Origin of the sequence: Arthrobacter phoenicis (genome assembly GCF_047238215.1) — a bacterium.
In the GTDB taxonomy this organism is placed as follows: Bacteria; Actinomycetota; Actinomycetes; order Actinomycetales; family Micrococcaceae; genus Arthrobacter.
Window position 1 is genome coordinate 2,530,585 of record NZ_JBDFMK010000001.1, and the last position, 22,710, is coordinate 2,553,294.

The window sequence follows — 22,710 nt, forward strand, 5'->3', positions numbered from 1 at the left end:
GCCCCCGATCTGGGGGCGGGCCGCCGGGGCACCTTTGCTGTCTTAACCCGGGCCGGCTACTTCGACCGGTGCTGCTAGGACATCGGGTCGGTGATGTCCGTGACGACGGCGCCGAGGGCGGCCAGCAGCGCGTCTGCGTCGACGAAGGCGCTGTAGCCGTGCTCCCCGGCACCCATCGAGATCCGCCGGCCGGCGACCGTGCTGTCCGCGTAGACCGGCCACGCCGTGGTGCTGCCCAGGGGAGTGATGGTGCCGCGTTCGTAGCCGGTGGCGTCGAGGGCGACGTCGGCACTGGGCAGCGAGAGTTTGTTGACCCCGACCGCCTGGCGCAGCTTGGGCCAGGAGATCTGCCGGTCGCCCGGGACCAGGGCAAAGAGGAACGTGCCGTCCTTGTGCTTGACCACCAGCGACTTGACGATGTCAGCGGGGGTGATCCCCAGGATGGCGGCCGCCTCCTCGAGGCTGCGCGCCGCCTGCCGCTCTACCAGCTCCACGCTGAGGCCCCGGGCCGCGGCGTCGGCCAGGAACCGCCGGCGCCCGGCGCCGCCGACGGGGCCGTTCCCGGCGCCCAGGCCGGGCGCCGGGACCTCCTCCGGACCGGTCATCAGTCGCGGTACAGCAGCAGGGCCTCGCCCTGTCCGCCGCCGCCGCAGAGGGACACCGCCGCCTTGCCGGAGCCGCGCCGCTTCAGTTCGTGCGCCGCGTGCAGGGCCAGCCGTGCGCCGGAGGCGCCGATCGGGTGGCCGAGCGCGATGGCGCCGCCGTGGATGTTGCACTGCTCCAGCGGGTAGTCCAGATCCTTGAGGGACTGCACCGCCACGGAGCCGAACGCCTCGTTGATCTCGATGAAGTCCAGATCCGCCGTCGTCCAGCCGGCCCGCTGCAGGGCCTTCTTGATGGCGTTGGAGGGCTGGGAGTGCAGAGAGTTGTCCGGCCCGGCCACCTGGCCCGGCGCGCCCACGACCGCAAGGTACTCCAGACCGTGCTCCTCGGCGTAGGCCCGGGACGTCAGCACCAGGGCGGCAGCGCCGTCGGAGAGCGGGGAGGAATTGCCGGCGGTGATCGTACCGTCGGTGGCGAAGGCGGCGCGGAGCCCGGAGAGGGACGCCACGGAGGTGTCCGGCCGGACCCCCTCGTCCGTACTGACCGTCACCGGTTCACCCTTGCGCTGCTTCACGCTGATCGGCGCGATCTCGCCGTCGAAGACGCCGTCCTTGCCGGCGGCGGCGGCCCGCTGGTGCGACGCGGCCGCCACCTCGTCCTGCGCGGTCCGGTCGATGCCCAGGGTGACGTTCTTGCTCTCGGTGGAGAGGCCCATGGACTGGCCGTCGAACGCATCCGTCAGGCCGTCGTGTGCGGCGGCGTCGAGGGCCTGGATGGAGCCGTAGGTCCAGCCCTGGCGGGAGCCCGGTAGCAGGTGCGGCGCGCGGCTCATCGACTCCTGGCCGCCGGCCACCACCACGGTGGCGTCGCCGCTGCGGATCATCCGGGCGGCGTCGATCACCGCCGTCAGGCCGGAGAGGCAGACCTTGTTGATGGTGACGGTGGGGACGTTCCAGCCCACACCGGCGCCGATGGCGCTCTGGCGGGCGGGGTTCTGCCCGGCGCCGGCCTGCAGGACCTGGCCCATGATCACGGCGTCCACCTGGTCGGTGGCGACACCGCTGGCGGCGAGGGCCGCGCGGATGGCGTGGGTGCCGAGCTCGACGGCGGTGAAGCTGGACAGCTGTCCGTTCAGCCGGCCCTGCGGGGTGCGGGCGGCGGCGAGGATGACAACATCGTTGTTGTCCGGCGAGTTGTTCATGATGGTCTTTTCCGATCTTTGGGGATAGCCCAAGGTTATCGTGAGCCCCATCACGGGGCTATCCGGGGAACCGGCCCGGCCGCCCACCGAGCCGCCCGCCCCACTCCCGCTCCGGTGGCCAACCCCGCCGCCCGGGGGAGGGCCGGTGTTTGCAATCACGGCGCAAGTGGGGTAGACAAGTAGGTTGCTTTGCCGTATCGTAGATATTTGCGTCTTCCCTGTTTACCTTCAGCCTTCATATAGCGGTGGGCTTAGCCTGACAGCTGTTCCATCAATGTGCCGTCTACAACGTGCACCAGCATGGGCAGTGTGGGTCCCGGGTCATATAGCGGAACCGGATTGGTAGCACTGCGGAGTCACTCCGCAGACTGCATGACGGGGGAGATCTGAAAACGCCTGAAGGTCTGTGGAAGGATCCCTCTTGGTCGCCTCGAGCACCTCTAATGAAAACAACGCCGCTATTAATGCCGACAGCACCGATGGTGCCACCCGCCGGCTCTCCTTCGCTAAGATTCACGAACCGCTGGATGTTCCGAATCTGCTTGCCCTGCAAACCGACAGCTTTGACTGGCTGGTCGGCAACGAACGCTGGCAGGCACGCGTAGCGAAGGCAGTCGAAGAAGGTGACCTGAGCGTCGCAACGACGTCCGGTCTGTCCGACATCTTCGAAGAGATCTCCCCGATCGAGGACTTCCAGGGCACCATGTCCCTGAGCTTCTCCGAGCCGGAGTTCGCTGACCCCAAGTACACCATGGCCGAGTGCAAGGACCGGGACGCTACGTACTCGGCTCCGCTCTACGTCAAGGCCGAGTTCATGAACAACAACACGGGCGAAATCAAGCAGCAGACCGTGTTCATGGGTGACTTCCCGCTGATGACCGAGAAGGGCACCTTCGTCGTCAACGGCACCGAGCGTGTCGTCGTCTCCCAGCTGGTCCGTTCGCCGGGCGCCTACTTCGAGCGCACCGCCGACAAGACCAGCGACAAGGACATCTTCACCGCGAAGATCATCCCGTCCCGCGGCGCCTGGTTCGAACTCGAGATCGACAAGCGCGACCAGGTCGGCGTCCGCCTCGACCGCAAGCGCAAGCAGTCCGTCACCGTGCTGCTGAAGGCCCTCGGCTGGACCGAAGGCCAGATCCTCGAGGAGTTCGGCCAGTACGACTCCATGCGTGCCACGCTGGAGAAGGACGCCACCGAAACCCGCGAAGACGCGTTGCTGGACATCTACCGGAAGCTGCGACCGGGCGAGCCGCCCACCGTCGAGGCTGCCCAGTCGCTGCTGGACAACCTGTACTTCAACTCCAAGCGCTACGATCTGGCCAAGGTTGGCCGTTACAAGATCAACCGCAAGCTGGGCATCGACCGCTCCCTTGGCGACAAGGAAGCCTCGGTCCTGCACGTTGAAGACATCGTCGCCATGATCAAGTTCCTCGTCGCGCTGCACGCCGGTGAGAAGACCATCATGGGCAAGCGCGATGGCCAGGACCACGAGCTGCGCGTCGAGATCGACGACATCGACCACTTCGGCAACCGCCGCATCCGCGCCGTCGGCGAGCTCATCGAGAACCAGGTCCGCACCGGCCTGTCCCGCATGGAGCGCGTTGTCCGCGAGCGGATGACCACCCAGGACGTCGAAGCGATCACGCCGCAGACCCTGATCAACATCCGCCCGGTCGTCGCCGCGATCAAGGAGTTCTTCGGAACCTCCCAGCTCTCGCAGTTCATGGACCAGAACAACCCGCTCTCGGGCCTGACCCACAAGCGCCGCCTGTCCGCGCTGGGCCCCGGCGGTCTGTCCCGTGACCGTGCCGGCATGGAAGTCCGTGACGTGCACCCGTCCCACTACGGACGTATGTGCCCCATTGAAACCCCTGAAGGCCCGAACATTGGTCTGATCGGTTCGCTGGCGTCCTACGGCCGCATCAACCCGTTCGGTTTCATCGAGACCCCGTACCGCCTGGTCAAGGACGGCGTCGTTTCCGACGACGTCCAGTACCTGACCGCCGACGACGAGGCCGAAGTGCTGATCGCCCAGGCCAACGCGCCGCTGGACGAGAACAAGAAGTTCGCCGAGGACACCGTGCTTGTCCGTGCCCGTGGTGGTGGAGGCGAGCCCGTGCTGGTTCCCGCCGCCGACGTCGAGTTCATGGACGTTTCCCCGCGCCAGATGGTGTCCGTGGCTACCGCCCTGATCCCGTTCCTCGAGCATGACGATGCCAACCGTGCACTCATGGGTGCCAACATGCAGCGCCAGGCTGTGCCGCTGGTCCGCTCCGAGGCGCCGTTTGTCGGCACCGGCATGGAGCGCGCCGCCGCCGTCGACGCCGGTGACGTTGTCATCGCGAAGAAGGCCGGTGTGGTCACCGAGGTCTCCGCCGAGCTCGTCATCATGCTCAACGACGACGGCACCGAGACGAACTACCGGATCAACAAGTTCGCCCGCTCCAACCAGGGCAACTGCTACAACCACCGTGTCCTGGTCAACGAAGGCCAGCGCCTCGAGGTCGGCGGCATCATCGCCGACGGCCCGGCAACGGACCAAGGTGAACTCGCCCTCGGTAAGAACCTCCTCGTGGCATTCATGTCCTGGGAAGGCCACAACTTCGAGGACGCCATCATCCTCTCGCAGCGGATCGTTGCCGAGGACGTCCTGTCCTCGATCCACATCGAGGAGCACGAGATCGATGCCCGCGACACCAAGCTTGGTGCCGAGGAAATCACCCGTGACATCCCGAACGTGTCCGAGGAAGTCCTGGCAGGCCTGGACGAGCGCGGCATCATCCACATCGGTGCCGAGGTCGAAGCCGGTGACATCCTGGTCGGCAAGGTCACGCCCAAGGGCGAGACCGAACTGACCCCGGAAGAGCGCCTGCTGCGCGCCATCTTCGGTGAGAAGTCCCGCGAAGTGCGCGACACCTCCCTGAAGGTGCCCCACGGCGAGTCCGGCACCGTCATCGGCGTCCGCGTCTTCGACCGCGACAACGACGACGAGCTGCCCCCGGGCGTGAACCAGCTGGTGCGCGTCTACGTGGCCGCCAAGCGCAAGATCACCGACGGTGACAAGCTCGCCGGCCGCCACGGCAACAAGGGTGTTATCTCCAAGATCCTTCCGATCGAGGACATGCCCTTCCTTGCCGACGGCACCCCCGTCGACATCGTCCTGAACCCGCTGGGTGTTCCGGGCCGTATGAACGTCGGCCAGGTGTTGGAAACGCACCTGGGCTGGGTTGCCAAGACCGGCTGGAAGATCGAAGGCGAGCCCGAGTGGGTCAAGAACCTGCCGAACCTGCCGCGCGAGAGTGGTTCCACCACCGTCGCGACGCCGGTCTTCGACGGTGCCCGCGAAGAGGAAATCACCGGTCTGCTGGACTCCACCAACGTGACCCGCGACGGTGACCGCCTGATCAACTCCTCCGGCAAGACCCGCCTGTTCGACGGCCGCTCCGGCGAGCCGTTCCCGGATCCGATCTCGGTCGGCTACATGTACATCCTGAAGCTCCACCACCTGGTGGACGACAAGATCCACGCGCGCTCCACCGGCCCGTACTCCATGATCACGCAGCAGCCGCTGGGTGGTAAGGCACAGTTCGGCGGCCAGCGCTTCGGTGAGATGGAAGTGTGGGCGCTCGAAGCTTATGGCGCCGCCTACACGCTCCAGGAACTCCTCACGATCAAGTCCGATGACATCCACGGTCGTGTGAAGGTCTACGAAGCGATCGTCAAGGGCGAGAACATCCCCGAGCCGGGCGTTCCTGAGTCCTTCAAGGTCTTGATCAAGGAAATGCAGTCGCTGTGCCTGAACGTGGAAGTTCTTTCCACGGACGGAACCACAATTGAAATGCGTGACTCTGATGACGCAGTCTTCACGGCTGCGGAAGAACTGGGCATCGATCTGTCTCGTGCAGAGCCCAGTTCCGTAGAAGAGGTCTAGCAGGGAGTCCACGACGGCGGGCTTGCCGCCCGCCGTCGTGGACGACCTCCCTCTTCCCGTAACCCAAGACTTCAGAATTTAGAGAACAAGAGAGAACAGGGACCATATGTCCAGCGAATCCTCCTTCGGCCTCATGCAGATCGGCCTCGCCACCGCGGAAGACATCCGCGGCTGGTCTTACGGCGAGGTTAAGAAGCCGGAAACCATCAACTACCGCACGCTCAAGCCCGAGAAGGACGGCCTCTTCTGCGAGAAGATCTTCGGCCCGTCCCGCGACTGGGAGTGCTACTGCGGTAAGTACAAGCGCGTGCGCTTCAAGGGCATCATCTGCGAGCGGTGTGGCGTTGAGGTCACCCGCGCCAAGGTCCGCCGTGAGCGCATGGGCCACATCGAGCTGGCCGCCCCGGTCACGCACATCTGGTACTTCAAGGGTGTTCCGTCCCGTCTGGGCTACCTCCTTGACCTGGCTCCGAAGGACCTCGAAAAGGTCATCTACTTCGCCGCCTACATGATCACCAGCGTCGACACCGATGCCCGCCACGAGGAACTGCCCAACCTGCAGGTTGAGCACGACATCGAGAAGAAGCAGCTGATCGACAACCGCGACGCCGACATCGCCGCGATCGCCCGCGACCTCGAAGGCGAAATCGCACGCCTCGAGGGCGAAGGCGCGAAGGCTGCCGACAAGAAGAAGGCCCGCGACTCCGCCGACCGCCAGATGGCGAACGTGCGCAAGCGTGCCGACGCCGACATCGAGCGCCTCGAGCAGGTCTGGGACCGGTTCAAGAACCTCAAGGTCGCCGACCTCGAAGGCGACGAGGGCCTGTACCGCGAACTGCGTGACCGCTACGGCATGTTCTTCGAGGGCTCCATGGGTGCCGAAGCCATCAAGAAGCGCCTTGAGAGCTTCGACATGCAGGCCGAGTCCGACCTGCTGCGCGACATCATCGCCAACGGCAAGGGCCAGCGCAAGACCCGCGCCCTCAAGCGCCTCAAGGTCGTCAACGCGTTCCTGACCACCAACAACAGCCCCCTGGGCATGGTGCTGGACGCCGTCCCGGTGATCCCGCCGGAACTGCGCCCGATGGTCCAGCTCGACGGTGGCCGCTTCGCGACCTCCGACCTCAATGACCTGTACCGCCGCGTGATCAACCGCAACAACCGCCTCAAGCGGCTCCTGGACCTCGGTGCCCCCGAGATCATCGTCAACAACGAGAAGCGCATGCTTCAGGAAGCCGTCGACAGCCTGTTCGACAACGGCCGCCGCGGCCGTCCGGTCACCGGACCGGGCAACCGCCCGCTGAAGTCCCTGAGCGACATGCTCAAGGGCAAGCAGGGTCGCTTCCGCCAGAACCTCCTCGGCAAGCGCGTCGACTACTCCGGCCGTTCGGTCATCGTCGTCGGCCCGCAGCTGAAGCTGCACCAGTGCGGCCTGCCCAAGCAGATGGCTCTGGAGCTCTTCAAGCCGTTCGTGATGAAGCGCCTGGTTGACCTCAACCACGCCCAGAACATCAAGTCGGCCAAGCGCATGGTCGAGCGTTACCGTCCGCAGGTCTGGGACGTTCTCGAAGAGATCATCACCGAGCACCCGGTGCTGCTGAACCGTGCACCTACCCTGCACCGCCTCGGCATCCAGGCGTTCGAACCGCAGCTCGTCGAAGGCAAGGCCATCCAGCTTCACCCGCTGGTTTGTGGCGCCTTCAACGCCGACTTCGACGGCGACCAGATGGCAGTCCACCTGCCGCTGAGCCCCGAAGCCCAGGCCGAAGCCCGGATCCTGATGCTGTCCTCGAACAACATCCTGAAGCCGTCCGACGGCCGCCCGGTGACCCTGCCGTCGCAGGACATGATCATCGGCCTCTACCACCTGACCACCAAGCGTGTGGGTTCGGCGGGCGAAGGCCGGATCTTCTCCTCGATCTCCGAGGCCATCATGGCGTTCGACCTGCACGAGCTGCACCTGAACTCCAAGATCAAGATCCGTCTTGACGGCTTCGTGCCCTACGTCGGCTGGGAAGCCCCGGAGGGCTGGGAGCAGGGTCAGACCGCACTGGTCGAGACCTCCCTGGGCCAGGTCATCTTCAACCAGACGCTGCCCGCGGACTACCCGTGGGTTGAGGCTGTTGCCGACAAGGGCGAACTGTCCCGGATCGTCAACGACCTCGCCGAGCGCTACCCGAAGGTCGTCACCGCGGCAACGCTGGACAACCTGAAGGATGCCGGTTTCTACTGGGCCACCCGCTCGGGCGTCACCGTCGCCATCTCCGACATCGAGGTTCCGGCCTCCAAGCCGGAGCTGCTGGCCGGTTACGAGACCATGGCCGCGAAGATCCAGGGCCAGTACGACAAGGGCCTGATCGACGACGACGAGCGTCGCCAGGAACTGATCGAGATCTGGAACAAGGCCACGAACGAGATCGCCCAGGCGATGCGTGACAGCCTGTCGCCGATGAACACCATCAACCGCATGGTGTCCTCCGGTGCCCGTGGTAACTGGATGCAGGTCCGTCAGATCGCGGGTATCCGTGGCCTGGTGGCCAACCCGAAGGGTGAAATCATCCCGCGTCCGATCAAGTCCTCCTACCGCGAGGGCCTGTCGGTGCTGGAATACTTCATCGCCACGCACGGTGCCCGTAAGGGTCTGGCCGATACCGCACTGCGTACCGCCAACTCGGGTTACCTGACCCGTCGTCTGGTGGACGTCTCGCAGGACGTCATCGTCCGTGAAGAGGACTGCGGCACCGAACGCGGCCTCGTCACCCCGATTGCCGTGGCTGACGCCAACGGCGAGCCGGTCCTGGACGAGAACGTGGAGAACAGCGCCTATGCCCGCACCCTGGCCGTGGACGTCGTCGACTCCTCGGGCAAGGTCCTGGCGGCTGCCGGCACCGACTGCGGCGACGTGGTCATCGCTGAGCTGTTCGCGGCCGGCATCACCGAGGTCAAGGTCCGCTCCGTACTCACCTGTGAGTCCAGCGTCGGTACCTGCGCCCTGTGCTACGGCCGTTCGCTGGCCACCGGCAAGACCGTGGACATCGGCGAGGCCGTCGGCATCATCGCCGCACAGTCCATCGGTGAGCCCGGTACCCAGCTGACCATGCGTACGTTCCACACCGGTGGTGCTGTGTCCGCCGGCGGCGGCGACGACATCACCCAGGGTCTGCCCCGTATCCAGGAGCTCTTCGAAGCCCGTACCCCGAAGGGTGTCGCACCGATTGCCGAGGCAGCCGGTCGCATCACCATCGAAGAGTCCGAGCGCCAGATGCGTCTGGTCATCACCCCGGATGACGGTTCCGAAGAAATCGCCTATCCGGTGCTGCGCCGTTCCCGTCTCCTGATCGAAGACGGCGATCACGTCAGCGTCGGCCAGAAGCTGATCAACGGTCCGGTCGACCCCAAGCAGGTGCTGCGCATCATGGGTCCCCGTGCCGCGCAGAAGTTCCTGGTGGACGAGGTCCAGGGCGTGTACCGCAGCCAGGGCATCGGTATCCACGACAAGCACGTCGAGGTGATCGTCCGCCAGATGCTGCGCCGCGTCACGGTCATCGAGTCCGGTGAATCCGACCTGCTGCCCGGCGAGCTCGCCGAGCGTAGCCGGTTCGAGGACGCGAACCGCCGTGTGGTTTCCGAGGGCAAGACGCCGGCCTCCGGCCGTCCCGAGCTCATGGGTATCACCAAGGCCTCCCTGGCCACCGAGTCCTGGCTGTCCGCAGCTTCCTTCCAGGAGACCACCCGCGTCCTGACGCAGGCGGCCATGGAAGGCAAGAGCGATCCGCTGCTGGGCCTCAAGGAGAACGTCATCATCGGTAAGCTGATCCCGGCCGGCACGGGTCTCCCGCGCTACACCGAGGTCACGGTCGAGCCGACCGAGGAAGCGAAGGCCAATCTCTTCACCGGCCCGAGCGCGTTCAGCGACTTCTCCTACGATTCCCTGGGCGGCGACGGAGCTCCTGAGTTCCACGCCATCCCGCTGGATGACTACGACCTGGGCAGCGACTTCCGCTAACCCGCCGGGCGGTCCGCCGCCCCGGTAACGGGTCTCTGGAACGGTCCTCCACCTCACGGTGGGGGACCGTTCCCTTTTACGCGCCTAACGCCGTCTTCCGATGGTCCGGGGGCCCGGTTTCCGCGCCGATTAAGGGCTGGGGACCGCCCGTGGTAGACTGGAGACTAATTGTTATTGTGGCAGTGGATGAGTGCGCCGGTTCAGGAAACAGCTTCAGGCTGAGGATGAACCGAGACGACGTTTCCGGTTTGCAGGGTTCTTGTGCAACGTATGCCACATTTTTGCATGCCTAGGGGTAGTCCCGGACGTGAGTCCGCCGGCCCTGGTGTGCGGTCCGACTATTAAGGCTTCGCCTCAGCTGCTCTGGAGATCACTTCAAAGCTCGAGCGGCGGGGCGCAGCGACAAGAGAGCGGCCGCCAACGGCCGTTCCGGATAAAACGGAGAACACGAGAGTGCCTACGATTAACCAGCTGGTCCGCAAGGGCCGCACGCCTAAGGTCTCGAAGACCAAGGCTCCCGCGCTTAAGGGCAGCCCGATGCGCCGCGGTGTTTGCACCCGCGTCTACACGACCACCCCGAAGAAGCCGAACTCGGCTCTGCGTAAGGTTGCCCGTGTGCGCCTCAACGGTGGCATTGAAGTCACCGCTTACATCCCCGGTGTTGGCCACAACCTGCAGGAGCACTCCATTGTGCTCGTCCGCGGCGGCCGTGTGAAGGACCTCCCGGGTGTCCGCTACAAGATCGTCCGTGGCGCCCTCGATACCCAGGGCGTGAAGAACCGTAAGCAGGCCCGCAGCCGCTACGGCGCAAAGATGGAGAAGAAGTAATATGCCTCGCAAGGGTCCGGCCCCCAAGCGGCCGCTAGTACTAGATCCCGTTTACGGCTCCCCGCTGGTCACTCAGCTGATCAACAAGGTGCTGGTTGACGGCAAGAAGTCCACCGCAGAGCGCATCGTTTACGGTGCCCTCGAAGGCGCCCGCGCCAAGTCCGGCGGCGACCCCGTTGCAGCCCTCAAGAAGGCCATGGACAACGTCAAGCCTTCCCTCGAGGTCCGCTCCCGCCGTGTCGGTGGCGCAACCTACCAGGTTCCCGTTGAGGTCAAGCCGGGCCGTTCCACGGCCCTGGCCCTCCGCTGGCTGGTCGGTTACTCCAAGGCCCGCCGCGAGAAGACGATGACCGAGCGCCTCCAGAACGAAATCCTGGATGCCTCGAACGGTCTCGGAGCCGCTGTAAAGCGTCGCGAAGATACCCACAAGATGGCCGAGTCCAACAAGGCCTTCGCACACTACCGCTGGTAATACTTCCCGGACGCCGCCGGCTCAACCGGGCCGGCGGCGAACGTGCAGTCCATCCGAAAGGGAGACACCGTGGCACAGGACGTGCTTACCGACCTTAGCAAGGTCCGCAACATCGGCATCATGGCCCACATTGATGCCGGCAAGACCACTACTACCGAGCGCATCCTGTTCTACACGGGTGTGAACCACAAGATCGGCGAGACCCACGACGGCGCGTCGACCACCGACTGGATGGAACAGGAAAAGGAACGCGGCATCACCATCACGTCTGCCGCCGTGACCTGCTTCTGGGAAAACAACCAGATCAACATCATCGACACCCCCGGCCACGTGGACTTCACGGTTGAGGTTGAGCGCTCCCTGCGCGTCCTCGACGGTGCAGTCGCCGTGTTCGATGGCAAGGAAGGCGTGGAGCCGCAGTCTGAGACTGTCTGGCGCCAGGCCGACAAGTACAACGTTCCGCGTATCTGCTTCGTCAACAAGATGGACAAGCTGGGCGCTGACTTCTACTTCACCGTTGACACGATCGTCAGCCGCCTCGGCGCCAAGCCGCTGGTCATGCAGCTGCCGATCGGTGCCGAGAACGACTTCATCGGCGTCGTCGACCTGCTCTACATGCGCTCCCTGGTGTGGCCCGGCGATGCCAAGGGCGACGTGACCATGGGTGCCAAGTACGAGATCCAGGAGATCCCGGCTGACCTCAAGGAAAAGGCCGAGGAGTACCGCAACGCCCTCGTTGAGACCGTTGCCGAGTCCTCCGAAGAGCTCATGGAGAAGTACCTCGAGGGCGAAGAGATCACGATCGACGAGCTCAAGGCCGGCATCCGCAAGATGACGATCAACTCCGAGCTCTACCCGGTCTTCTGTGGCTCCGCGTTCAAGAACCGCGGTGTCCAGCCGATGCTCGACGCCGTCGTGGACTACCTGCCGAACCCGCTTGACGTCCCGCCGATGGTCGGTCACGACCCGCGCGACGAAGAGAAGGAACTGACCCGTAAGCCTTCCGCTGACGAGCCGTTCTCCGCTCTGGCGTTCAAGATCGCCGCACACCCCTTCTTCGGTCAGCTGACCTTCATCCGCGTGTACTCCGGTCACGTTGAGGCCGGCGCCCAGGTGGTCAACTCCACCAAGGGCAAGAAGGAGCGCATCGGCAAGCTGTTCCAGATGCACGCCAACAAGGAAATGCCGGTTGACGGCGCTACCGCTGGCCACATCTACGCAGCGATCGGCCTGAAGGACACCACCACGGGCGACACCCTGTGCGACGCGTCCAACCAGATCGTCCTCGAGTCCATGAGCTTCCCGGAGCCCGTGATCTCGGTTGCCATCGAGCCGAACACCAAGGGTGACCAGGAGAAGCTCTCCACGGCCATCCAGAAGCTCTCCGCTGAGGACCCGACCTTCCAGGTCTCCCTCAACGAAGACACCGGCCAGACCATCATCGCCGGCATGGGCGAGCTCCACCTGGACATCCTGGTGGACCGCATGCGCCGCGAATTCAAGGTCGAGGCAAACGTGGGCAAGCCCCAGGTCGCCTACCGCGAAACCATCAAGCGTGCTGTGGAGCGTCACGACTACACGCACAAGAAGCAGACCGGTGGTTCGGGCCAGTTCGCAAAGATCCAGATCGCGATCGAGCCGCTGGACACCGCCGAGGGCGAGATGTACGAGTTCGAGAACAAGGTCACCGGTGGCCGCGTTCCGCGCGAATACATTCCTTCGGTTGACGCCGGCATCCAGGATGCGCTCAACGACGGCGTCCTGGCCGGTTACCCGGTTGTCGGTATCAAGGCCACGCTGATTGACGGCGCTTACCACGATGTTGACTCCTCGGAAATGGCGTTCAAGATCGCCGGCCGGATGGCTTTCAAGGAAGCCGCCCGCAAGGCGAACCCTGTCCTGCTTGAACCGCTGATGGATGTCGAGGTCCGCACCCCTGAGGAATACATGGGTGAAGTTATCGGTGACCTCAACTCCCGCCGTGGCCAGATGCAGTCCATGGAGGATGCCCAGGGCGTCAAGGTCATTCGCGCACACGTTCCGCTGTCCGGCATGTTCGGCTACATCGGTGACCTGCGTTCGAAGACCCAGGGCCGCGCTGTGTACTCCATGACGTTCAACAGCTACGCGGAGGTCCCGAAGGCAGTTGCCGACGAGATCATCCAGAAGAGCCGCGGCGAGTAGTCTCCGGACTGCACGCAGCTGCGACAAAAACTCGGGTGCGTTTCCTCCAGGGGAGATTCACCTTGTGCGGGCGGCCGGACCCGGTCCGGCCGCCAGCACGAACAGGCTCGAGGCACTAGTATTAGTTCCTGAATCTGCAATTTCACCAATCCAAAGCCCCCCAAGTAGACTTACTGGAGTTTCGGCCGCGACAAGCGCGGGCGAAGGGTAAGTCATTTGAAAACGTTCTAGGAGGAACCTGTGGCAAAGGCAAAGTTCGAGCGGACTAAGCCGCACGTTAACATCGGTACCATTGGTCACGTTGACCACGGTAAGACGACGCTGACGGCCGCCATTTCCAAGGTGCTGTACGACAAGTACCCGACTCTCAACGAGAAGCGTGACTTCGCCTCGATTGACTCTGCTCCCGAAGAGCGTCAGCGCGGCATTACCATCAACATCTCCCACGTTGAGTACCAGACCGAGAAGCGTCACTACGCACACGTTGACGCCCCCGGTCACGCTGACTACATCAAGAACATGATCACCGGTGCTGCCCAGATGGACGGCGCAATCCTGGTGGTTGCCGCTACTGACGGCCCGATGGCTCAGACCCGCGAGCACGTTCTGCTCGCCCGCCAGGTTGGTGTTCCCTACCTGCTGGTCGCCCTGAACAAGGCTGACATGGTCGACGACGAAGAGCTCCTCGACCTCGTCGAAATGGAAGTTCGTGAGCTCCTGAGCTCGCAGGGCTTCGATGGCGACAACGCCCCGGTCGTTCGCGTTTCCGGCCTCAAGGCTCTGGAAGGCGACCCGGAGTGGGTCAAGTCCGTTGAGGACCTGATGGAAGCCGTCGACGAGTCCGTTCCGGACCCGGTTCGTGACCGCGACAAGCCGTTCCTGATGCCGATCGAAGACGTCTTCACCATCACCGGCCGTGGCACCGTTGTTACGGGCCGCGCCGAGCGTGGCACCCTCGCCATCAACTCCGAGGTCGAGATCGTCGGCATCCGCCCGGTCCAGAAGACCACGGTTACCGGCATCGAGATGTTCCACAAGCAGCTCGACGAAGCATGGGCCGGCGAGAACTGTGGCCTGCTGCTCCGTGGCCTCAAGCGCGACGATGTCGAGCGTGGCCAGGTTGTCGTCAAGCCGGGTTCCATCACCCCGCACACCGACTTCGAGGCCAACGTCTACATCCTCTCCAAGGACGAAGGCGGACGCCACAACCCGTTCTACTCGAACTACCGCCCGCAGTTCTACTTCCGTACGACGGACGTTACCGGCGTCATCACCCTGCCGGAAGGCACGGAAATGGTTATGCCCGGCGACAACACTGAGATGACCGTTGCGCTCATCCAGCCGATCGCAATGGAAGAGGGCCTCGGCTTCGCTATCCGTGAAGGCGGCCGCACCGTTGGTTCGGGACGTGTCACCAAGATCATCAAGTAATTTGATGGCCTAGCACGATCGGAACGGCTCCCCGGAGCCGCCACGATCACAACAGCCCCGCTGCACTGCAGCGGGGCTGTTTGCTTTTAAGAGAGGCCGCGCGCTGTCAGGTACCCCGGCGGCGGGCCTGGCTGAGCGCGCGGTACCAGTAGTAGGATTCCTTGGGCGTCCGCTCCAGGGTCTCGAAGTCCACGTGGACCAGGCCGAAGCGCTGCGAATAGCCGGCGGCCCATTCGAAGTTGTCCATCAGCGTCCAGACGTAGTATCCGAGGAGCTCGACGTCGTGGGCGATGCCGCCGGGAGCGGTCGCCGCCAGTGCCTGGCCCAGGTGCCCCTCGAGGTAGGCGATGCGGCTGGGATCGGGCAGAGTCCCGTCGACATGCTCCGGCTCCGGGAAGCTGGCGCCGCTCTCGGTGATGAAGAGAGGAGGGAGGGCGGCGCCGTACCGGTCCTTGAGTCCGCGCAGCAGGGTGCCCAGGTGCTCCGGTGCCACGGGCCAGCCGAAGCCGGTGGTGGGGTACTCCGGGAAGGCGGCCAGGTGGAACGGCAGCCGTGCCATCGCCTCCGCGGTCCCGGCGGGACTTTCCGCCGGGCCCCGGCCTGCGGCGGCGCGCACCGGGTAGTAGTAGTTCAGCCCGTAAAAATCCAGCCGCTGGTGGATGGTGTCCAGATCGGCGTCGGACACCCGGGAAAGGTGGCGGAACCAGGGCCTGGCCGCGAGCGGGGGCGTGGGGTACCGGCCCAGCAGGATCGGGTCGGCGTAGATCCGGTTGAGGGCGAGATCGAAGACGGTGGCCATCAGCCGGTCCAGGAACGAACGGCTGGCCGGATGCACGGGGGAGTGCAGGTTGGTGACGCCCACCGCCCCGGGGACGCCGGCGGCGCGGAGGGCCTGCACCGCCAGGCCGTGCGCCAGCAGCTGGTGGTGGACGGAGGGCAGGGCGTTAAACAGCAGGTCCTGGCCGGGCGCGTGCACGCCGAGGGCATAGCCGTTCAGCGTCACCGAGGCCGGTTCGTTCAGCGTCACCCAGTGGGAGACGCGGTCGCCAAACCGGTCGGCCGCCGCGGCGGCGTAGTCGCCGAAGCGCAGGGCGGTATCCCGGTTCATCCAGCCGCCGCGGTGCTCCAGCGGCAGGGGAGTGTCCCAGTGATAGAGGGTGGCCATGGGGGCGATGCCTGCGGCCAGCAGCCGGTCGATCAGCCGGTCGTAGAAGTCCAGGCCGGCCGGATTGACCGGGCCCGTCCCGTCCGGCTGGATCCGCGGCCAGGAGAGCGAGAAGCGGTAGGAGTCGACGCCGAGGTCCCGCATGAGGTCCACGTCCTCGTCCATGCGGTGGTAGTGGTCGCACGCGACGGCGGGGGAGTGGCCGTCCTGGATGGTTCCGGGCTTCTCGGCGAAGGCATCCCAGCCGGAGGGGCCGCGGCCGCCGGCGGACAAGGCACCCTCGATCTGGAAGGCCGCGGAGGCCACTCCCAGGAGGAAACCTGCGGGGAGGCGTTCGGCGAGGTCGCGGACGGCGGCGGAGTCCTGCACGGTCATCACCACATCCTCGTCCGCGTGGGCGCCGAAGGCAACGGATCGGCGGCCGAAAATCCCGCCAATTGGCGTCTGCCTGATATTTCCGGCATACTAGATGAGTTGTTCAAGCGCTCTTTCGCGTCCCGATCCGGATAATGCCGGGTGTCAGGGTCCAGGTAAGAGCCCAAACATAACCCACTCCCCATGAATTTGCGGACGAGTACGCGTGCACAGCGCGACACGCCCGACCGCGGGGGTCGGTTACGCCGGCAGGTTGAGGAACCCGGATTCATCCGGATTCAGCTTGTGCGGCGGGTGGTGGTTACGACCTCAAATGCTTCGGCAGCCGCACAACACGTAAGTGAACAGGGCAGCCCTAACCAGGGGAAGCACAGACTGAAAGAGAGTCAGGCGACATGGCGGGACAAAAAATCCGCATCCGGCTGAAGTCATACGACCACGAGGTCATTGACGTTTCAGCACGGAAGATCGTTGAGACGGTCACGCGCGCAGGCGCAACTGTAGTTGGCCCCGTGCCGCTGCCGACGGAGAAGAACGTGTACTGCGTTATCCGCTCTCCGCACAAGTACAAGGACAGCCGCGAGCACTTCGAAATGCGCACGCACAAGCGTCTTATCGACATCATCGACCCCACGCCCAAGGCTGTTGACTCGCTCATGCGTCTCGACCTGCCGGCCGACGTGAACATCGAAATCAAGCTGTAGGGAGGTGCTGAGAGACTATGACCGCAACCCGTAACGTAAAGGGCCTGCTGGGCACGAAGCTCGGCATGACCCAGGTCTGGGACGAGAACAACAAGCTCATCCCCGTCACTGTGGTCCAGGCAGACTCGAACGTCGTCACCCAGCTGCGCAACGCAGAGGCTGATGGCTACGTCGCCGTTCAGATTGGCTACGGCCAGATCGACCCCCGCAAGGTCACCAAGCCGCTGGCTGGTCACTTTGAAAAGGCAGGCGTCACGCCTCGCCGCCACGTCGTCGAACTGCGCACTGCAGATGCCGACTCTTACGAGCTGGGCCAGGAGCTCTCCGTTGAGCTCTTCGAAGCCGGCCAGAAGATCGACGTCGTCGGCACCACCAAGGGTAAGGGCTTCGCCGGTGTTATGAAGCGTCACGGCTTCCACGGCGTTGGAGCTTCCCACGGTGCTCACAAGAACCACCGTAAGCCCGGTTCAATCGGTGGCGCATCCACCCCGAGCCGCGTCTTCAAGGGCATGAAAATGGCCGGCCGCATGGGCGCCGTTCGTCACACCACGCTGAACCTCACGGTCCACGCGGTTGACGTCGAGAAGTCGCTGCTCCTTATCAAGGGTGCCGTTCCCGGCGCCCGCGGCCAGGTCGTCCTCGTACGCACCGCCGTGAAGGGAGCCTAGTTCAATGACTAGCACTGTCAAGGTTGACCTGCCTGCAGAGATCTTCGACGTTCAGACCAACGTGCCGCTGCTGCACCAGGTCGTCGTCGCACAGCTCGCTGCTGCTCGCCAGGGTACCCACAAGACCAAGACCCGCGCCGAGGTTTCCGGTGCCGGTCGCAAGCCGTTCAAGCAGAAGGGCACCGGCCGCGCCCGTCAGGGTTCCGTCCGCGCTCCTCACATGACCGGTGGTGGCATCGTCCACGGCCCGACGCCGCGTGACTACAGCCAGCGCACCCCCAAGAAGATGATTGCTGCTGCCCTGCGCGGCGCTCTCTCTGACCGCGCCCGCAACGGCCGCGTCCACGTCGTCGCTGAACTGGTTGCCGGCTCCAAGCCGTCCTCCCGTGAAGCATTGGCAACGCTGCGTGGCGTCTCCGAGCGCAAGAACCTGCTCGTCGTCATCGACCGCGCCAACGATGTTGCTGCACTCTCCGTGCGCAACCTCCAGGACGTTCACGTTCTGTACGCAGACCAGCTGAACACCTACGACGTGCTCGTTTCTGACGACGTAGTCTTCACCAAGGCCGCCTACGACGCATTCGTTGCGGACAAGGCTGCAAAGACCGAGGAGGATGCCAAGTGAGCGCAGCCACCATCAAAGACCCGCGCGACGTCGTCCTGGCGCCCGTCGTCTCGGAAAAGAGCTACGGCCTGATCGACGAGGGTAAGTACACCTTCCTGGTGGACCCTCGCTCGAGCAAGACCGAGATCAAGCTGGCCGTGGAGAAGATCTTCTCCGTCAAGGTCGACTCGATCAACACCATCAACCGTGCCGGTAAGCGCAAGCGGACCAAATTCGGATGGGGCACCCGCAAGAGCACCAAGCGTGCGATTGTCAGCCTCAAAGAAGGCACTATCGACATCTTCGGCGGTCCGCTCTCGTAGCGGAGACCACTTTAACGAGGAAATAAATTATGGGAATCCGTAAATACAAGCCGACTACCCCGGGCCGTCGTGGCTCGAGCGTAGCGGACTTCACCGAAATCACGCGGTCGACGCCGGAAAAGTCGTTGGTTCGTCCCCTCCCGAAAAAGGGTGGACGTAACAACACCGGTAAGATCACGACCCGTCACAAGGGTGGTGGACACAAGCGTCAGTACCGTCTGATCGACTTCCGTCGCCACGACAAGGACGGCGTCAACGCCCGCGTTGCCGAAATCGAGTACGATCCGAACCGCACGGCTCGCATCGCCCTCCTGCACTACGTTGATGGCACCAAGCGTTACATCATCGCCCCGAACAAGCTGGCCCAGGGTGACACCGTGGAAGCAGGTGCCGACGCTGACATCAAGCCCGGCAACAACCTGCCGCTGCGCAACATCCCGGTCGGTACCGTGATCCACGCAGTTGAACTGCGTCCGGGTGGCGGCGCCAAGATGGGCCGCTCCGCCGGCGCATCGATCCAGCTCGTCGCCAAGGAAGGCCGTTACGCCCAGCTGCGTCTGCCCTCCGGCGAAATCCGCAACGTTGACGTGCGCTGCCGCGCCACCGTCGGCGAGGTCGGCAACGCCGAGCAGTCGAACATCAACTGGGGCAAGGCCGGCCGTATGCGCTGGAAGGGCGTCCGCCCGACCGTCCGTGGTGTCGCCATGAACCCGGTTGACCACCCGCACGGTGGTGGTGAGGGTAAGACCTCCGGTGGTCGTAACCCGGTCAACCCCAACGGTAAGCGCGAAGGCCGCACCCGCCGTCCCAACAAAGAGAGCGACAAGCTTATTGTTCGTCGCCGTCGTACTGGCAAGAACAAGCGATAGGAGCCTGGACACATGCCACGCAGCCTGAAAAAAGGTCCTTTCGTTGACCAGCACCTCTTTGTGAAGGTAGCCAGGGAAAACGAAAAGGGCACCAAGAACGTCATCAAGACCTGGTCCCGCCGTTCGATGATCGTCCCCGACATGCTCGGCCACACGATCGCCGTGCACGACGGACGCAAGCACATCCCGGTGTTTGTCACTGAGTCGATGGTCGGGCACAAGCTCGGCGAATTCGCTCCCACGCGGACTTTCCGCGGCCATGTCAAGGACGACCGTAAGGGCAAGCGCCGCTAGGCGCCTGCACTTACGTCAAAGACGAGAGAAGGAAAGCAATGGAAGCCAAGGCAATTGCGCGTCACATCCGCGTAACGCCTATGAAGGCCCGGCGCGTCGTCAACCTTGTTCGTGGGAAGCAAGCGAACGAGGCTCTGGCAATTCTGAAGTTTGCCCCGCAGGCAGCTTCTGAGCCGGTATTCAAGGTAGTTCAGTCGGCAATCTCCAACGCCCGGGTCCTCGCGGACCGCGACGGCGTGGCGTTTGACGAAGGTGACCTCATCATCAGCGAAGCGTTTGTTGATGAAGGCCCGACCATGAAGCGGTTCCAGCCGCGCGCCCAGGGTCGTGCATTTCAGATCAAGAAGCGCACGAGCCACATCACCGTGGTAGTCGCTACCCCGGAGAAAGAGGAGGCTCGCTAAGTGGGACAGAAAGTAAACCCGCACGGGTTCCGACTCGGCATCACCACCGATCACGTATCGCACTGGTTCGCCGACAGCACCAAGTCCGGCCAGCGGTACAAGGACTTCGTCCGCGAAGACATCCGCATCCGCCAGCTCATGTCCACGGGCATGGAGCGCGCCGGTATCGCCAAGGTTGAGATCGAGCGCACCCGCGACCGTGTCCGCGTGGATATCCACACGGCTCGTCCGGGCATCGTGATCGGCCGCCGCGGCGCCGAAGCAGACCGCATCCGCGGCGAGCTCGAAAAGCTGACCGGCAAGCAGGTCCAGCTGAACATCCTCGAGGTCAAGAACCCCGAGATGGAAGCCCAGCTTGTTGCCCAGGGCGTTGCAGAGCAGCTGACTTCCCGCGTGGCTTTCCGCCGCGCGATGAAGAAGGCTATGCAGTCGGCGCAGCGTGCCGGTGCCAAGGGCATCCGTATCGCTTGCTCGGGTCGACTGGGTGGCGCTGAAATGTCCCGCTCGGAGTTCTACCGCGAAGGCCGTGTGCCCCTGCACACCCTCCGCGCGAACATCGACTACGGCTTCTACGAGGCCAAGACCACCTTCGGCCGCATCGGCGTGAAGGTCTGGATCTACAAGGGTGACGTCACTGCCAAGGAACTGGCCCAGCAGGCTGCTGCTGCACCGTCCCGCGGCCGCGCCGGCGACCGTCCGGGCCGTCCCGGTGGCGCCGACCGTGGTGACCGCCGTCGTCGTAACGACCGTCCGGCCGCCGACGCAGCTCCTGCTGCCGAGGCTCCGGCAGAGGCGGCTCCGGCCGCTGCAGAAGGAGGACAGGCTTAAATGCTTATCCCACGTCGAGTCAAGCACCGTAAGCAGCACCACCCGGGTCGTTCCGGCGCTGCCACGGGTGGCACCGAGGTTTCGTTCGGTGAGTGGGGTATCCAGGCTCTGAGCCCGGCATACGTCACCAACCGTCAGATCGAATCCGCCCGTATCGCGATGACCCGCCACATCAAGCGTGGCGGCAAGGTCTGGATCAACATCTACCCGGACCGTCCGCTGACCAAGAAGCCGGCCGAAACCCGCATGGGTTCCGGTAAGGGTTCGCCGGAATGGTGGGTCTCCAACGTCAAGCCGGGCCGGGTTCTCTTCGAACTCTCCGGTGTCAATGAAGAGGTAGCTCGCGAGGCCCTGCGCCTGGCAATCCACAAGCTGCCGTTGAAGGCACGCATTGTGCGTCGCGAAGGTGGTGAATAGAAATGGCAGTAGGGTCGAAGGAACTCGCACCCAAGCAGCTGGACGGTTTCGACAACGAGCGTCTCGTTGAGGAACTCCGCAAGGCGAAGGAAGAGCTGTTCAACCTGCGTTTCCAGTCCGCCACCGGACAGCTGGAGAACCACGGTCGTCTGCGCGCGGTCAAGAAGGACATCGCACGCATCTACACCGTTCTCCGCGAACGCGAGCTGGGCATTCGTGCCGAGGTTGCCGCACCGGTTGTGGAAGCCAAGGAAGAAAAGAAGTCCAAGAAGGCTGCAACCAAGAAGGCTGACAAGGCCGACGAGGTTGAGACCGAGGAGGACGCCAAGTGAGTGAAAAGGACGAGAACGTGACGGAAACTGTTTCCGACGCTGCCAAGGCTGACGAGCGCGGTTACCGCAAGACGAAGCGCGGCTACGTCGTCTCGGACAAGATGGAAAAGACCATCGTTGTCCAGGTCGAAGACCGCGTGAAGCACGCGCTCTACGGCAAGGTCATGCGGCGCAACACCAAGATCAAGGCTCACGACGAAGAGAACAGCGCCGGCATCGGCGACCTGGTCCTCCTCGCCGAGACCCGCCCGCTCTCCGCTACCAAGCGGTGGCGCCTGGTCGAGATCCTCGAAAAGGCCAAGTAGCATCTGCTGCCTCCCCGTCAGGGGAATCGGCTAGGAAACCCCCGTTCCCGTCTGGGAGCGGGGGTTTCGCCGTTCCCGGGGAAGTGGCCGCCGGATCCGGGGAGGGTCTGTGGTAATGGGCGATTCTCTGCCAGGGCCCCGGCCGTGCTAAGATATTGAGTTTGTATGGCGCCTTTCGTGTGCCATCGTCAACCTCGTAAACAATCGTGCCACGGCATAGTGCATGCCCGCGCCCCAGGGCGCACGGGATGCAACTGCTTTTGGCACGGGCGTTTAGGCCTGGTCTGGCAAAATCCAGGCAGGTCAAGAGACACCCCGATCAACCGTTCCGCAAGGCTCATTCCGTAGCAAGATCACGGCCTGAGAACCGGCGCGACGCAAGGAGTAAATAGTGATTCAGCAGGAGTCGCGACTCAAGGTCGCCGACAACACGGGTGCTAAGGAAATCCTTACCATTCGCGTTCTCGGTGGATCCGGTCGTCGCTACGCAGGCATCGGCGACGTCATCGTCGCCACCGTCAAGGATGCAATCCCGGGCGGCAACGTAAAGAAGGGCGATGTCGTCAAGGCTGTCATCGTCCGCACCAAGAAGGAACGCCGCCGTGCGGATGGTTCCTACATCAAGTTTGACGAGAACGCAGCTGTGATCCTGAAGAACGACGGTGACCCCCGCGGTACCCGTATCTTCGGACCGGTTGGTCGTGAACTGCGCGACAAGAAGTTCATGAAGATCGTTTCTCTGGCTCCGGAGGTGCTCTAGTCC

21 protein-coding genes are annotated in these 22,710 nt (G+C 64.1%); 18 read left to right on the plus strand and 3 right to left on the minus strand.

All coding sequences use genetic code 11. From position 1 onward, the window contains the following. Positions 1–74: 74 nt before the first annotated feature. Both ABC337_RS11950 and ABC337_RS11955 read right to left on the minus strand, forming a co-directional pair. Positions 75–605, minus strand: a complete 531-nt coding sequence (locus ABC337_RS11950) for an aminoacyl-tRNA deacylase (RefSeq protein ID WP_412883765.1) — start codon at positions 603–605, stop codon at positions 75–77. After that, positions 605–1,804, minus strand: coding sequence for an acetyl-CoA C-acetyltransferase (locus ABC337_RS11955; RefSeq protein WP_412883764.1), 1,200 nt, complete (start codon positions 1,802–1,804; stop codon positions 605–607). The genes ABC337_RS11950 and ABC337_RS11955 overlap by 1 nt, the downstream gene beginning before the upstream one ends. A gap of 421 nt (positions 1,805–2,225) precedes the next feature. Between ABC337_RS11955 and rpoB the strand changes: the two genes are divergently transcribed. From rpoB to tuf, 6 genes are all read left to right on the plus strand, one after another. Continuing rightward, on the plus strand, positions 2,226–5,738 hold the full coding sequence (rpoB, locus tag ABC337_RS11960) for a DNA-directed RNA polymerase subunit beta (RefSeq protein ID WP_412883763.1): 3,513 nt from the start codon (positions 2,226–2,228) through the stop codon (positions 5,736–5,738). A 106-nt stretch (positions 5,739–5,844) separates the two neighbouring features. After that, positions 5,845–9,744: a DNA-directed RNA polymerase subunit beta' gene (locus tag ABC337_RS11965; RefSeq protein WP_412883762.1), complete on the plus strand. Its 3,900-nt coding sequence runs from the start codon at positions 5,845–5,847 to the stop codon at positions 9,742–9,744. A gap of 453 nt (positions 9,745–10,197) precedes the next feature. Beyond that, entirely contained in the window at positions 10,198–10,572 is a 375-nt protein-coding gene (gene rpsL / locus ABC337_RS11970) for a 30S ribosomal protein S12 (protein WP_003803830.1), read from the plus strand. 1 nt (position 10,573) lies between these two features. Further along, on the plus strand, positions 10,574–11,044 hold the full coding sequence (gene rpsG, locus ABC337_RS11975; RefSeq protein ID WP_026531948.1) for a 30S ribosomal protein S7: 471 nt from the start codon (positions 10,574–10,576) through the stop codon (positions 11,042–11,044). Between the two features lie 69 nt (positions 11,045–11,113). Next, the gene (fusA, locus tag ABC337_RS11980) at positions 11,114–13,228 is read left to right on the plus strand and encodes an elongation factor G (protein ID WP_290255935.1); all 2,115 of its coding nucleotides are present in this window, start codon (positions 11,114–11,116) and stop codon (positions 13,226–13,228) included. A gap of 240 nt (positions 13,229–13,468) precedes the next feature. After that, complete coding sequence (tuf, locus tag ABC337_RS11985) at positions 13,469–14,659, plus strand: elongation factor Tu (protein ID WP_290255934.1); 1,191 nt, start codon at positions 13,469–13,471, stop codon at positions 14,657–14,659. A 106-nt stretch (positions 14,660–14,765) separates the two neighbouring features. Here tuf and ABC337_RS11990 read toward each other — a convergent pair whose 3' ends face one another. Further along, positions 14,766–16,199 carry a GH1 family beta-glucosidase gene (locus tag ABC337_RS11990; protein ID WP_412883761.1) on the minus strand — a complete coding sequence of 478 codons (1,434 nt, stop codon included), beginning with the start codon at positions 16,197–16,199 and terminating at the stop codon, positions 14,766–14,768. Positions 16,200–16,594: 395 nt separating this feature from the next. Here ABC337_RS11990 and rpsJ point away from each other — a divergent pair, with 395 nt between their 5' ends. The 12 genes from rpsJ to rplN all read left to right on the plus strand — a co-directional run bounded on the left by rpsJ (position 16,595) and on the right by rplN (position 22,707). Further along, positions 16,595–16,903, plus strand: a complete 309-nt coding sequence (gene rpsJ, locus ABC337_RS11995; protein WP_003803825.1) for a 30S ribosomal protein S10 — start codon at positions 16,595–16,597, stop codon at positions 16,901–16,903. Between the two features lie 17 nt (positions 16,904–16,920). Further along, entirely contained in the window at positions 16,921–17,571 is a 651-nt protein-coding gene (gene rplC, locus ABC337_RS12000) for a 50S ribosomal protein L3 (protein WP_290255932.1), read from the plus strand. A gap of 4 nt (positions 17,572–17,575) precedes the next feature. Continuing rightward, positions 17,576–18,196 carry a 50S ribosomal protein L4 gene (gene rplD / locus ABC337_RS12005; RefSeq protein ID WP_412883760.1) on the plus strand — a complete coding sequence of 207 codons (621 nt, stop codon included), beginning with the start codon at positions 17,576–17,578 and terminating at the stop codon, positions 18,194–18,196. Next, on the plus strand, positions 18,193–18,498 hold the full coding sequence (gene rplW, locus ABC337_RS12010) for a 50S ribosomal protein L23 (RefSeq protein ID WP_290255930.1): 306 nt from the start codon (positions 18,193–18,195) through the stop codon (positions 18,496–18,498). Before rplD ends, rplW begins: the two co-directional genes overlap by 4 nt. A 29-nt stretch (positions 18,499–18,527) precedes the next feature. Beyond that, positions 18,528–19,367: a 50S ribosomal protein L2 gene (gene rplB / locus ABC337_RS12015; RefSeq protein ID WP_290255929.1), complete on the plus strand. Its 840-nt coding sequence runs from the start codon at positions 18,528–18,530 to the stop codon at positions 19,365–19,367. Between the two features lie 12 nt (positions 19,368–19,379). After that, positions 19,380–19,661 carry a 30S ribosomal protein S19 gene (gene rpsS / locus ABC337_RS12020; protein WP_018773666.1) on the plus strand — a complete coding sequence of 94 codons (282 nt, stop codon included), beginning with the start codon at positions 19,380–19,382 and terminating at the stop codon, positions 19,659–19,661. 38 nt (positions 19,662–19,699) lie between these two features. Further along, the gene (gene rplV, locus ABC337_RS12025; protein ID WP_003803798.1) at positions 19,700–20,065 is read left to right on the plus strand and encodes a 50S ribosomal protein L22; all 366 of its coding nucleotides are present in this window, start codon (positions 19,700–19,702) and stop codon (positions 20,063–20,065) included. Next, positions 20,066–20,893 carry a 30S ribosomal protein S3 gene (gene rpsC, locus ABC337_RS12030; protein ID WP_290255928.1) on the plus strand — a complete coding sequence of 276 codons (828 nt, stop codon included), beginning with the start codon at positions 20,066–20,068 and terminating at the stop codon, positions 20,891–20,893. Next, entirely contained in the window at positions 20,894–21,310 is a 417-nt protein-coding gene (gene rplP / locus ABC337_RS12035) for a 50S ribosomal protein L16 (RefSeq protein WP_056737809.1), read from the plus strand. 2 nt (positions 21,311–21,312) lie between these two features. Next, entirely contained in the window at positions 21,313–21,642 is a 330-nt protein-coding gene (gene rpmC, locus ABC337_RS12040; RefSeq protein ID WP_290255927.1) for a 50S ribosomal protein L29, read from the plus strand. Continuing rightward, positions 21,639–21,947 carry a 30S ribosomal protein S17 gene (rpsQ, locus tag ABC337_RS12045; RefSeq protein WP_056737811.1) on the plus strand — a complete coding sequence of 103 codons (309 nt, stop codon included), beginning with the start codon at positions 21,639–21,641 and terminating at the stop codon, positions 21,945–21,947. The genes rpmC and rpsQ overlap by 4 nt, the downstream gene beginning before the upstream one ends. 391 nt (positions 21,948–22,338) lie before the next feature. Further along, the gene (rplN, locus tag ABC337_RS12050) at positions 22,339–22,707 is read left to right on the plus strand and encodes a 50S ribosomal protein L14 (RefSeq protein ID WP_003803789.1); all 369 of its coding nucleotides are present in this window, start codon (positions 22,339–22,341) and stop codon (positions 22,705–22,707) included. Positions 22,708–22,710 lie beyond the last annotated feature (3 nt).